The 12,432-nt window shown below is 68.2% G+C and carries 8 protein-coding genes and 1 pseudogene; 6 read left to right on the top strand and 3 right to left on the bottom strand.

Annotation, left to right across the window (positions count from 1 at the left end; genetic code table 11):
- Positions 1 to 159 precede the first annotated feature (159 nt).
- Complete coding sequence (locus VS93_RS02675; protein WP_052745482.1) at positions 160 to 1,005, top strand: SDR family oxidoreductase; 846 nt, start codon at positions 160 to 162, stop codon at positions 1,003 to 1,005.
- 78 nt (positions 1,006 to 1,083) lie between these two features.
- Here the strand turns inward: VS93_RS02675 and polX are convergent, their stop codons facing one another.
- The 3 genes from polX to VS93_RS02660 form a co-directional block, all read right to left on the bottom strand.
- The gene (gene polX / locus VS93_RS02670; RefSeq protein ID WP_046468421.1) at positions 1,084 to 2,799 is read right to left on the bottom strand and encodes a DNA polymerase/3'-5' exonuclease PolX; all 1,716 of its coding nucleotides are present in this window, start codon (positions 2,797 to 2,799) and stop codon (positions 1,084 to 1,086) included.
- 73 nt (positions 2,800 to 2,872) lie between these two features.
- The gene (locus VS93_RS02665; RefSeq protein WP_046468420.1) at positions 2,873 to 3,112 is read right to left on the bottom strand and encodes a hypothetical protein; all 240 of its coding nucleotides are present in this window, start codon (positions 3,110 to 3,112) and stop codon (positions 2,873 to 2,875) included.
- A 131-nt stretch (positions 3,113 to 3,243) separates the two neighbouring features.
- Positions 3,244 to 3,915, bottom strand: a complete 672-nt coding sequence (locus VS93_RS02660; RefSeq protein ID WP_046468419.1) for a phosphoribosyltransferase — start codon at positions 3,913 to 3,915, stop codon at positions 3,244 to 3,246.
- 208 nt (positions 3,916 to 4,123) lie between these two features.
- Here VS93_RS02660 and VS93_RS02655 point away from each other — a divergent pair, with 208 nt between their 5' ends.
- The 5 genes and pseudogenes from VS93_RS02655 to VS93_RS30930 form a co-directional block, all read left to right on the top strand.
- Positions 4,124 to 4,357, top strand: a complete 234-nt coding sequence (locus VS93_RS02655) for a hypothetical protein (protein ID WP_201776541.1) — start codon at positions 4,124 to 4,126, stop codon at positions 4,355 to 4,357.
- 414 nt (positions 4,358 to 4,771) lie between these two features.
- Complete coding sequence (locus VS93_RS02650; protein WP_046468418.1) at positions 4,772 to 5,185, top strand: roadblock/LC7 domain-containing protein; 414 nt, start codon at positions 4,772 to 4,774, stop codon at positions 5,183 to 5,185.
- A 56-nt stretch (positions 5,186 to 5,241) separates the two neighbouring features.
- Positions 5,242 to 5,598: a DUF742 domain-containing protein gene (locus VS93_RS02645; protein ID WP_082126567.1), complete on the top strand. Its 357-nt coding sequence runs from the start codon at positions 5,242 to 5,244 to the stop codon at positions 5,596 to 5,598.
- Between the two features lie 205 nt (positions 5,599 to 5,803).
- The gene (locus tag VS93_RS02640; protein ID WP_046468416.1) at positions 5,804 to 7,060 is read left to right on the top strand and encodes a styrene monooxygenase/indole monooxygenase family protein; all 1,257 of its coding nucleotides are present in this window, start codon (positions 5,804 to 5,806) and stop codon (positions 7,058 to 7,060) included.
- 696 nt (positions 7,061 to 7,756) lie between these two features.
- Positions 7,757 to 12,352: pseudogene (locus VS93_RS30930) on the top strand (beta-ketoacyl synthase N-terminal-like domain-containing protein); the annotation flags it as partial.
- Positions 12,353 to 12,432: the final 80 nt, after the last annotated feature.

Here is a 12,432-nt window from a genome sequence, read left to right as displayed (position 1 = left end):
ATGGCGCCATGTGCGGTGGGCGGAGTGTTTGCGTGTTTCGCGCACTGCTGTCGGCGCCCATTGGCGGCCGCCGCCGCTCCTGAGCGGGCCGGCCGCACGTTTGACAAGAGAGCGGTCGGTCAGAGAGGCCCGATGACAAGGGCAACCGAGGGGGACTCCATGACAGAGGAAACCGTGCGGGAAGCGGCGGAGCTGTCCGGGAAGACGGCCACCGGGTACGACCGGGTCGCGATCATCACCGGGGCGGACAGCGGCATCGGCAACGCGACGGCCGTGGCCCTCGCCGCGGAGGGGTTCGACATCGGTATCACCTTCAACACCGACGAAGAGGGTGCGAGGCAGACCGCGGAGGAGGTGAAGCAGCTCGGACGCGGCACGGCGGTGCGCCGCCTCGACCTGAAGGACCCGCTCGCCGCCGCCCGCGAGGTCGGCGAGATGGCCGACGAGCTCGGCGGGCTCGGCGTCCTGGTGAACAACGCGGGGGTCGGCACGAGCCGGCACCTCATGGACACGGAGTACCGGGAATGGCGGGACACCCTGGCCATCGATCTCGACGGGCCGTTCACGTGCTCGCAACTGGCCGCCCGGCGCATGGCCGACACGGGCCGCGGAGGCAGGATCATCAATGTGACGAGCGTGCACGAGGCCTATCCGCGAATCGGTGCCGGCCCGTACTGCGCGGCAAAGGGCGGGCTGCGCATGCTCACCCGGATGCTGGCGCTGGAGCTGAGCGCGTACGGCATCACGGTGAACGCGGTGGCCCCCGGAGAGATCGCCACCCCGATGACCGGGCAGCACAACGAGATGCCGACTCCGGGCAGCCGCCCCGGGTACCCGCTGGCGCGTCCGGGCCACGCCTACGAGGTCGCGGCGGCGATCGCGTTCCTCGCCCGGCCGGAATCCTCCTACGTCACCGGCGAGTCGCTGTACGTCGACGGCGGTCTCACCATGATGGGCCCGCAGGCGGCCGGGGCGGTGCGGTCGTCGGACTGGCGGGCCGGCTGACGCACCGGCCTCCGAGGCGCACCTCCGCTCCGGACCGCTTCGGGCGCCTTCCGGAACGGGCGGCGGAGGGGCCGGCACTCACCGCCTCTGGAGGAAGCCGGCGAGCCGCTCCCACGGCCAGGTGTTGATGACGTCGTCGGCGCCGAGCCCGCCGCGCTGGGCGGTGCCGACGCCGTAGCGCATGAAGTCCAGGTGTGGCGCGGCATGCGCGTCGCTGTCGACGGCGAAGACGACGCCGAACTGCCGGGCCAGCCGGATGTGGTCGGCCATCAGGTCGAGCCGGTCGGGAGCACCATCGATCTCCAGGGCGGTGCCCGTCCGCGCGCACGCCCGGAACACCTCTTCGAGGTCGACATCGACCGGAGGCCTCCGGCCGATGATCCGCGTGGTGGGGTGGCCCAGGATCTTGACATGGGGGTTCTCGCACGCCCGCACGAACCGGCGGGTCATCTCCGCGCGCGGCTGGGTGAAGTGCGAGTGCACGGACGCCACGCAGACGTCGAATCCGGCGAGGAACTCCGCGGGCCAGTCGACCTCGCCGCCGGGGCCGATGTTCAGTTCGGTGCCGTGCAGTACACGCATGTCGTTGTAGGCGCCGTCCAGTTCGCGGATCCGCTCGCGCTGGTCCAGCATCTTCTCGTCGGACATGCGGTGCATGTACAGGTCGGGCGCGTGATCGGTGACCGCGTAGTAGGCGTAGCCGCGGTTCGCGGCCGCCGCGACCATCTCGTCGAGCGGCGCCAACCCGTCGGTGAGGTCGGTGTGGGTGTGCAGGTCGCCGCGGATTTCGTCGCCGGTCACGAGGATGGGAAGCGCGCCGCGCTGCGCCGCCTCGATCTCGCCGGCGTCCTCGCGCAACTGCGGCGGAATCCAGGGCAGGCCGAACCGGTGGTAGACGTCGTCCTCGGTCTCGGAGACGAGCTTCTCACCGGTCCCGGCGTCGAAGAGGCCGTACTCCGACAGTTTGAGCCCGCGGTGGACGGCGATCTCGCGGAGGCGGATGTTGTGGGCCTTGGACCCGGTGAAGTACTGCAGGGCGGCTCCCCAGGTCTCGGGCGGCACCACCCGCAGGTCGATCCGCGCCCCGCTGGGCGTGCGCACCGAGGTCTTGGTCTCGCCGCTCGCGATCACCTGGTCCACCAGTGGAAGTCGCCGGAAGGCCTCCATGATCGGGGCGCTCTGCCGCGAGGCCGCCAGGACGTCGATGTCTCCGATGGTGTCCTTCATCCGGCGCAGCGAACCGGCGTAGGAGCACCGGCGGCAGCCCTCGATCGCGGACAGTTCCGCGACCACGCGTTCGGCGGTCTCCAGCGCCTCGCCGAGCGATACGCGCTCCCTCGCCTCGCGCAGCAGACTGATGCCGCCGAGCAGGTTCTCCTCGGTCTTGGGGCCGAAACCGCGCAGACCGCGCAGTCGGCCTGCCCGGATCGCCTCCTCCAGGGCGTCCACGGAGGCGACGTCGAGTTCCTCGTACAGGACCATGGCGGTCTTGGGGCCGAGCCCGGGGACCCGCGTGAGTTCCCGCACGCCCGCGGGGATCTTCGCGCGCAGCCGCTCGACCTGCGGGATGCTGCCGCCGGCCAGGTACTCTTCGATCTTCGCCGCGATGGCCGTGCCGACGTTCGGTATGGCCCGAATCCCGTCGGGATCGAGCCGGGCGAGGTCCGTGGAGTGGCCGGCCACCGCTCGGGCGGCCTTCTCGTAACCCCGGACCCTGTAGGCGTCGCCGCCGGTGATGGCGAGAAGGTCGGCGTACTCCTGCAGCAGGGCCGCGACTTCGTCGTTGACCCGCATCCCCGTTGTCCCCTCCGCGGCGAGGCCTACCCGGGCGGCAGTGCCCTCCGGCTGCGCCGGTCCGCGTCCGCCATCACGCGGAAACGTGGTCGCGCAGCCCCGTCTGCCCCTCGGCGACCGCGCAGTGAGCGCAGCAGAAGACGTGCTCACCGGCCTCGACCCCGTGGCCGATCACCCGGCAACCGCAGTGCTCACAGGACGGCGCCAGCCGGTGTATCGCGCATTCGAAGCTGTCGAAGGTGTGGCTCTGCCCGGCCATACGCACTTCGAAGGCCCGTTCGTACTCGTTTCCGCAGACCTCGCAGGCAGCCATTGGATCCCCCCGATCCGGACGCCCTTCATCCCTGAATGCACTTTGGCTGCCCCGGTGGTCGGGCGGTCAAACATGGCCTTCGTGGCCGCCGTCCAGTGGGGCACCGAGACGCTCCCGCCACCGCACGGCCGTCAGCCCCGCTCGGACCCACCGCTGTGTACGGCCGCGGCCCTGGCCAGCAGAGCCGCCACCTCGGCGTCGGAGGTCTGGGAGAAGTCCCGGTAGAACTGGCCGATGGCCGAGAAGGAGCGCGGCGTCTCCGGACAGACGACCTCGTCGATGTCCTCGGCCTTCCGCAGCCGCGCGATGGAGTCGGCAGACCCCACGGGCGCCGCGAGGACCACGCGGGCCGCGCCCCGCGCCCGCGCCACCTGGCAGGCGGCGTGGGCGGTCGACCCCGTCGCGATACCATCGTCCACCACGATCACGACCCGCCCTTCCACGGGCACCTGCGGACGGTCCCCGCGCAGCCGGCGTATGCGGCTCTCCAGCTCCGCTCGTTCGCTCGCCTCCACCCTGGCGATCTGCTCCGCGCTGACCTCGGCGAGGCTGACCACGCGGTCGTTGATCACCCGCACGCTTCCCTCGCCAATGGCGCCCAGCGCCAATTCCGGCTGGTGGGGGACACCGAGCTTGCGGACGACGATCACATCCAGCGGCGCGCTGATCGCCGCGGCGACCTGGAAACCCACGGGCACTCCACCGCGCGGCAGAGCCAGAACGACGGCGTCTTCGCCTTTCAGATGCTCCAGTTCCGCGGCGAGGCGCCGTCCCGCGTCCTCCCGGTCAGTGAACAACGACATCACGGACTCCTTCCCCGGTCTTCCGCGTTCCCCTCTGATCCTGGGTAGTCGCCACGTCAACACGCGAGAAAGGGCCTGTGTCGGCGGTGGCCGCTCTCCTCCTATGCCAACGAGATCTCCACACCCGCGCAGGTGAAACCTCCCGTACCGCCTGAAAGGGCGGTGCCACGGGCGGAGGCGGTGCTGTCCCGCCCGGCCGGCGGCCGGTGTGCTGGCGATCTTCCGCTTCCAGGAGCCGGACGAGGTCGACTTCGATGTCGACCTGCGGAAGTTGCGGGGCCGGCAGCGACTCGACGTGTTCTGCGGTCTTCTGCGGGCGACCGGGCGGCGGCTGGGCGAACCGGTGCTGATGGAGCCGGAAGGGGACCGCGGCCGTCCGGTGCTCGGGTTCGATGTTGCAGCCGATCAGGTCGTTCTCCTGGCCGAGCCGCCGGTCATGTGACCGCTGCGGCGGTCCGGCGGAGCTCAGGGGCGGCGGGTTTCCGGCCATCCCTGTTGATAACGGACCTATGGGATTCCCGGGAGTATTCCGGGAGTCTGTATATAGCCGCCCCGCCTCTTACGTCTCTGCGGTTAACGAACCGCGCTTCATAGGCAAACCGGGCGCATCTCCTTGCCGTCGTGTATCGCCGTTATTCCAGGTTGATTGGCTTGATCTGCGAATATCGTGAAGAGTTAGCGTGGAACGCGTTTTTTGCTAAGCTGACCTCCGAATCAGCGGTTCATTCGTGGAAAGAGCGGAAAACTGCCGTTGTAGTGCAGAAATCCCTATGACCTCGGTGTTCCGGTGGGGCGCTTGTGCGTTCTGGGGGCGATTTCCTATTGTCCGTCGATCGAAGGAAGCGATGCCTTGTCGTTGAGTGAGAACGCCGAGAACTTCACCTGGCTGGTCTCCAACTTCGTCTCCGAAGTGAGCGGGGTTGAGCACGCCATTGTGGTCTCGTCCGACAGCCTGCTGCTGACCGCCTCCCAGGACTTTCCGCGGGAGTACGCGGAGCAGCTCTCTGCGGTCGTCAGCGGGTTGAGCAGCCTGACGGAGGGCGGCGCTCGGATGTTCGCCAAGGGAGAGTGCGAACAGCTCATCGTCCGCATGAAACGCGGCCACCTGCTCATGACGGCGATCAGCGACGGTTCCTGCCTCGCGGTGCTCAGCTCCTCCGAAGCGGACATGAAGATCGTCGGCCACCAGATGGCGCGGCTTGTGGATGACGCCGCCCACGTTCTCACGCCGCAGGTGCGCTCCCAGCTCCGCGAAACGGTGGGGAGCTGAGGGCGCGTGGTGCAGGAAGCTCCCCGGCCTGACGGGCGAAGGGGGTCGTACAGCTAGTGGGCTACCAAAGGCGCAAGAGGAGCCGCGTCCGTCCCTACACCTTCACGGGCGGGCGGACGAGATCGCGCCATCCGCTCATGGTGCACACCATCATTTCGACCGTGGACGACGGCCAGGATCCGCCCGGGAACCTGTTGCCCGAGTCCCGGAACATCTACCTGCTGTGTCGGGAATCGCGTTCCGTCGCCGAAATCTCCGCGAAGCTGGAACTCCCTTTGGGGGTCACCCAGGTGCTGCTCAGTGATCTCGCGGAACAGGAACTCGCCTACATCCACCCGACCATCACCGGTGACGGCCCATCGGACACCCAGCTCCTCGAGAGGGTGCTTCGTGGCCTCCAGCGGCTCTTCTAGGGATGACCGACCAGGTGATCGGAGCCCTGGCTTCGAGGTCCGCCAAGGCCCTGTGCAGGTGCCGGGCTGAAGGCGCTGCTCCGCTATGCTCTGGACGGCGACAGGGCTGCTGAGCCCGCCAGCCGGCTTGCCAATCCTGTCCAGCGCTTCTCTCCTCGGGGCGGATACCCGCCCCCGCTGTCGCCCCCCGAGAAGGAAACTTCAGATGCGCAAGGTTCTCGTTGTCGGTGCAGGGCACTCAGGCCTTCATCTGGCCCACGGCCTGCTGGATCACGGGTACGACGTTACGGTCATCACCAGTCAGACCTCCACTGAGATCCGCACCGGCAGACCCGCGATCACGCAGTTCACGCCGCCGACCGCGCTGGAGTACGAGCGCGAGCACCGCCTGGACTTCTGGAGCCCGCAGGCCCCGAAGATCGACATGTTCAAGCTGCACCTCTACCCTCCCGACGCGCCATCGGTGGCTATCAAGGGGAAGAGTGGGAGAGGCGAGTCCTACACGATATCGGTCGATCGCCGTGTCAAGATCGCCGACTGGCTCGAATACTTCGAGGACCGTGGCGGCAAGGTCGTCATCCACGGTGTGACAGTCACCGATCTCGATTACTTCTCCCGGATGTTCGACCTTGTCGTGGTCGCGGTGGGAGGTGGCGAGCTGGGGGAGCTGTTCGACGCCGACACCTCCCGCTTCAGCGGTGCTCGTCCCCGGGTGATCGCGCAGGCGAACATCTATGGCGTTGAGCCCGATCCCGGTGAGAGCGAGGACATCGGGTGGGCCGGGGGTGCGGCTGGTGCGGGCAACTTCATCTTCATCCCGACCCTCACCGCCGAAGGGCCCTGTCACTCCCTGTTCCTCGTCGGCAAGCAGGGCGGTCCGATGGACGCCTGGGCGGACCGGCCGGCTATGGGGGAGCAGTTACGCCGGATGAAGGAGCTTCTGCGCAGGTACGCCCCGCACTACTACGAGCGGTGCAAGGACGCACAGCTGGTCGACGGCAAGAGCACGTTGATCGAGGACCTCACCCCGCAGGTGCGCGCCCCGGTGGGCACCCTGCCATCGGGAGGGCTCGTCCTGGGAATCGCCGATGTCGTGATCACCATGGACCCCTTCAGCGGGCAGGGCTGGAACAATTCCATCCGGTGCGCGGAGAGTTACCTGGAGAACATCGTCGGACACGGGGACCGAACCTTCGACCGGGAGACCCTGACGTTGATATTCGAGAAGTTCTGGGAGTACGGGCTTCCGGTGCAGCAGTGGGCCGAAATGCTCTCCACGTTGTGGGAACCGGGGCTTCCCGAGCACTTCCAGGAGATGGTGGACGGGGCCCTGAAGTACCAAGAGATCGCCGACCGTTGGATCCAGGGGTGGGACTATCCGCCTGACTACCAGAACTGGCTTTTCGACCCTGATCTGGCGCGTAGGTACCTGGCGGAGGTCGAGGCGTCGCACGCCTCGTGAGAGCGGTCCGGGACGCCTAACGTTCCGGGGCACGGCCCGGGAGTCCGTCGACGGACTCCCGGGCCGAATACTGTTCTGGGCGGCATCAAAAGTAGGGGCCCCCGACCCTAACCGATATGTCTGTGTCCGAAACAAACCACCCGTTGTCACATATCTGAGCAGGGGTTATGATCCTAGCGAAGTTCGTACTGATAAGTAACGCATGTGAACCAGTGTGACTCTCGTCTTAAAAATCCGCTTTGTCGCTTTTGAGTGTTCGTCGTCAATGCCCAGCTCCGCCTTTGGCCAGACCTCCAGGCATGTGATCCCGCCGCGACAGCCACGTGTTGAATCCCCCGTTCCACCGCGCCGCCAGGCCCTGGTTAGGAGATCGTCATCACGGCAGGAGCCCGCATTCGCGTGTGTCCGCCGATCCGCCCTGTCGAGCCGTCTTCGACGTGTCCGAGACTGACGGGAATTGAACGGACGCGGAGGTTGCAGAAGAATTTTCAATTCTGGCCGCCGTTCCGAATCGGAGCGAGTGTCCGGCCTTGCTGAAAGTCGTTCTGGGAAGCTGTTTCGAACGGCTTCGGATCCGGATTTTGCATTCTCTATACCTCGGTGGATGAGTAGTGATGAGAGTGGTAAAACGTGTTGCCGGTTTATCTGAAATTCGCCGTTTCCGAATCCGGGGAGTCGGCTGCGTCGACCAGAGACATCGCGGTCATCGGTATGTCATGCCGCCTACCGGGTGCTTCCGGTCCGGCGCATTTCTGGAACCTGTTGAGAGAGGGCGGGGAGGCGATAACGGACCCGCCGGCCGGCAGGTGGGAGGATGTCGGCTCAACGGATGACTCGTCCGGCCCCCGGCGGGGCGGTTTCCTCGATCACATCGACCACTTCGACGCCGCATTCTTCGGTATCTCCCCGCGAGAGGCCGCGGCGATGGACCCGCAGCAGCGATTAATGCTGGAACTGGGGTGGGAGGCCCTGGAGGACGCTCGCATTCCGCCGGATGAGCTGCACGGCAGCCAGGCGGGCGTGTTCATCGGCGCCATCGCCGACGACTATGCAGCAATGCAGAGCCGCTACGGAGTGGAGGCCGTGACCCACCACAGCATGACCGGCCTGCACCGCAGCATGCTCGCCAACCGAGTGTCCTACACCCTGGGGCTGCACGGGCCCAGCCTCACTGTGGACACCGGCCAGTCCTCCTCGCTGGTGAGCGTGCATATGGCATGTGAGAGCCTGCGCCGTGGCGAATCGAGGCTGGCCATTGCGGGCGGGGTGAACCTGAACATTGCGGGCGAGGCCACGGCACGCGTTGCCAAGATCGGTGGACTCTCGCCGGACGGGCGCTGCCACACATTCGACGCGCGCGCCAACGGTTACGTCCGAGGCGAAGGCGGCGGGGCGGTGATTCTCAAGCCGCTGCACCAGGCCCAGACCGACGGCGATCGGGTCTACTGCGTCATCCGGGGCGGCGCGCTGAACAACGACGGTGCTACCGAGGGCCTGACGGTGCCTGGGCAACGCGGACAGGAACAGGTGCTGCGGGAGGCGTGTCTACGCGCCGGAGTTGAACCGCGCGCCCTCGACTTCGTCGAATTGCACGGGACCGGGACACCGGCCGGTGACCCGGTGGAAGCTGCGGCTCTGGGAGCGGTGCTGGGCGCCGCGAGACCGTCCGGATCCCCGCTCCCGGTGGGGTCGGCGAAGACCAACGTGGGTCACCTGGAAGGGGCCGCGGGGATCGTGGGTCTCCTCAAGGCGGTGTTGAGCATCGCGAACCGGGAGCTTCCCCCCAGCCTGAACTTCGAGACGCCCAACCCCCGCATCCCATTGGACGAACTGGGCTTATGTGTTCAGAGCGAGCTGCGGGCGTGGCCGGAGCGAGAACGTCCGTTGACCGCCGGAGTCTCGTCGTTCGGTATGGGCGGAACCAACTGCCATGTGGTGCTGGCCGGACCGCCGGCGGTGGGCAACGGCTGCGCTCCCAAGGAGAGCGCCGACAACCCGGAGCCCGCGCGGACCCTTCCCTGGCTCGTCTCCGCCAAGAACGAGCAGGCGCTGCGCGCGCAGGCCGGACGGCTCCACGCGTTCATCTCAGCCGGCACCGCACTCGAACCCGCCGATGTGGGGTTCTCACTGGCCACCACGCGCTCGATGTTCGAGCGAAGAGCGGGCGTGGTCGCCGCCGACCGTGACGGTTTCCTCGCCGGCCTGGCAGCTCTGGCGAAAGGAGAACCCGCACCGGGAGTGGTGCGCGGATCCCCTTCCGAGGGAGGGCTCGCCTTCCTCTTCCCCGGTCAGGGCTCCCAACAGGTGGGGGCGGGACGGCGACTGCACGAGCTGTACCCCGTGTTCGCCCGGGCGTTCGACGATGTCTGCGCCGAACTTGATGGACGGCTGCCCAGAAGCCTCCGCGATGTCATGTGGGCCGAGAAGGGCTCAAGCGACGCTGCCCTCTTGGATCAGACTCAGTACACCCAGCCTGCGTTGTTCGCGCTGGGCGTTGCGATGTACCGGCTGATGGAGTCATGGTCGGTGTGTCCAGCTCATCTCGCCGGGCACTCCATCGGCGAACTCGCCGCAGCCCACGTGGCCGGGGTGCTGTCGCTGCCCGACGCATGCGCGCTGGTCGCAGCGCGTGCTCGGCTGCTGCAGCAGTGTCCGAACGGGGCGATGATCGCGGTGCAGGCCAGTGAGGAGGATGTCCTTCCCCTCCTGGAAGGCCAGGGCCGGCGGGCCGGGATCGCCGCGGTCAACGGTCAGGAGTCCGTGGTCGTCTCCGGTGAGGAGGCGACGGTCAGCGGGATCGCGGAGCAGTTGGCCCGCCGGAACCACAAGATCCGGCGACTCAAGGTCAGCCACGCGTTCCACTCTCCGCTCGTGGAACCGGTCCTGGCGGAGTTCCGCGCTGAGACTCAGCAGCTGACCTTCGAGGCCCCGCGTGGTCCGCGCATCGTGTCGACGCTGACAGGGCGGCTCGCAACGGCCGAGCAGCTCTGCTCGCCGGACTACTGGGTGGAGCATGTCCGGCGGCCGGTCCGGTACGCCGACGGTGTGGCCACCCTGCACGACGAGGGCACCCGGGTGTTCTGCGAGCTCGGGCCCGGCGGCGCCCTGGCCACCATGGGGCACGAGGCGTGCGGCGACACTGGTGCGGTATTCCTGCCCGGCCTGCGCGACGGTGCTGAAGAGCGCTCGATCACCGCCACACTCACAGGGCTGTATGTCAACGGCGTCGACGTCGACTGGCGAGCTGTGTTCGAGGGTCGGGGACGGGTCGTGGATCTGCCCACCTACACGTTCCAGCGGCGGCGCCACTGGTTCGAGGCGCCCGCGAACGGCGTGGTCGACGCGCCGCGGGGCGCGGCAGACGGCGGCGCACGGCCGTCCGATGGAGCCGAGGCCGACGACGGCGAAGACGAAGGGGAGCAGGCGCCGATCCGAGGCCTGCTGGAGATGCCCAAAGCACGGCAGGAGCAGACCGTACACGAGCTGGTGCGGGTGAATACGGCGATCGTGCTGGGACACGACTCGCCGGAGGAGATCCGGACCACGCAGACGTTCCGGGACATGGGGTTCGATTCGGTCATGGCCGTGGAGCTGCGCACCCGGCTGGCCGAGGCCACCGGGCTGCGGCTGCCCGCGGCACTGCTGTTCGACCACCCCACACCCGAGGATCTGGCCGGCCACCTCTGCGTCCAGCTTCTGGGAGAGGTCGCCCCCGCATCCGAAGACGCCCCCGAGGCTGCCGGCGATCTGGGAGAGCCGATCGCCATCGTCGCCATGAGCTGCCGTTATCCCGGCGGCGCGGACTCCCCGGAGGAGCTGTGGCGGCTGGTCGAGCAGGGGACGGACGCGATCTCGGAGTTCCCCACGAACCGCGGCTGGGACCTCGACGCACTGCACGGCCCCGGCCGCATGGAATCCGGGGGCTCGGCCACCCGGCACGGCGGGTTCCTGCACGAGGCCGATGAGTTCGACGCCGCCTTCTTCGGGATCAGCCCGCGGGAGGCCGCGGCGATGGACCCCCAGCAGCGGCTGCTCCTGGAGGCGTCGTGGGAGGCGTTCGAACGGGCCGGTCTCGTCGCCGACGGGTTACGAGGCCGGCGGATCGGGGTGTTCGTCGGTGCGATGGCGGCCGATTACGGCCCACGCCTGTACGAAGAGCACGAGGAGACCGAGGACTCGGGCGGATATCGGCTGACCGGGGGGACCGTGAGCGTCGCCTCCGGCCGGATCTCCTACGTCTACGGTCTTGAGGGGCCCGCACTCACCATCGACACCGCGTGCTCCTCGTCGCTGGTCGCGCTGCATCAGGCCGTCCAGTCCCTGCGCCGGGGCGAGTGCACGATGGCTCTTGCGGGTGGTGCCGCCGTCATGGGATCTCCCGGAATGTTCGTGGAATTCAGCCGGCAGCGCGGGCTCGCTGCGGACGGCAGGTGCAAGGCGTTCGCGGCGGCCGCGGACGGCACGGCCTGGGGCGAGGGCGTGGGACTGGTGCTGGTTGAGCGGCTGTCGGATGCTCGCCGGCATGGGCGCACAGTGTTAGCCGTGATGCGCGGGAGCGCGGTCAACCAGGACGGGGCGTCGAATGGGCTAACGGCGCCGAACGGCCACTCCCAGCAGCGTGTGATCCGGCAGGCGCTGGCTGACGGCGGGTTGTCAGTGGGCGATGTCGATGTGGTGGAGGCCCACGGGACGGGCACGCGGCTGGGGGATCCGATCGAGGCGCAGGCGTTGCTGGCCACGTATGGGCGGGACCGGCCGTCGGATCGGCCGGTACGGCTCGGGTCGTTGAAGTCCAATATCGGGCATACGCAGGCGGCCGCGGGCGTGGGCGGGGTCATCAAGATGGTGCAGGCGTTGCGGCACGGGACATTGCCGCCGACGTTGCACGTCGATGAGCCGTCGCCGCGGGTGGACTGGTCTGCGGGGGCGCTGGCGCTGTTGACCGAGCCGGTGGAATGGCCGGGCGGTGCAGAACCGCGCCGGGCGGCGATCTCCTCCTTCGGTATCAGCGGAACGAACGCCCACCTCATCATCGAGGAGCCCCCGGCCGAGCAATCCGCCGTTGACGGCACCGAGACGACCACCGTCTCGGGGGCCATCATGGGCGGGGGACCTCTTCCGTGGGTTGTTTGCGCAAGGTCGGGGACGGCGCTGCAGGCGCAGGCCGAGCGGGTGAGTGAGGCGGTTTCGGCCGACCCGGCGATGGCGGCGGCCGATGTCGGGATGTCGCTGGCCACGATGCGTTCGACGTTCGATCACCGGGCGGTTGTGCTGGCCCGGGACCGTGACGGCTTCCTGGACGGCCTGGCCGCGTTGGCTGCCGGGGAGCCGAAGGCCGATGTGGTGCGGGGGGCCGCTGGAACCTCGCAGCG

The sequence above is a fragment of the Allosalinactinospora lopnorensis genome (assembly GCF_000981225.1).
In the GTDB taxonomy this organism is placed as follows: Bacteria; Actinomycetota; Actinomycetes; order Streptosporangiales; family Streptosporangiaceae; genus Allosalinactinospora; species Allosalinactinospora lopnorensis.
Note: the sequence above shows the minus strand (reverse complement) of the source record. Positions and strands in the feature narration are given on the sequence as shown.

What these genes read in the sequence shown, in the direction of transcription:
- VS93_RS02675 (WP_052745482.1), top strand. Translation starts at nt 160, where the DNA reads ATGACAGAGGAAACCGTGCGGGAAGCGGCGGAGCTGTCCGGGAAGACG.
- polX (WP_046468421.1), bottom strand. Translation starts at nt 2,799, where the DNA reads ATGCGGGTCAACGACGAAGTCGCGGCCCTGCTGCAGGAGTACGCCGAC.
- VS93_RS02665 (WP_046468420.1), bottom strand. Translation starts at nt 3,112, where the DNA reads ATGGCTGCCTGCGAGGTCTGCGGAAACGAGTACGAACGGGCCTTCGAA.
- VS93_RS02660 (WP_046468419.1), bottom strand. Translation starts at nt 3,915, where the DNA reads ATGTCGTTGTTCACTGACCGGGAGGACGCGGGACGGCGCCTCGCCGCG.
- VS93_RS02640 (WP_046468416.1), top strand. Translation starts at nt 5,804, where the DNA reads ATGCGCAAGGTTCTCGTTGTCGGTGCAGGGCACTCAGGCCTTCATCTG.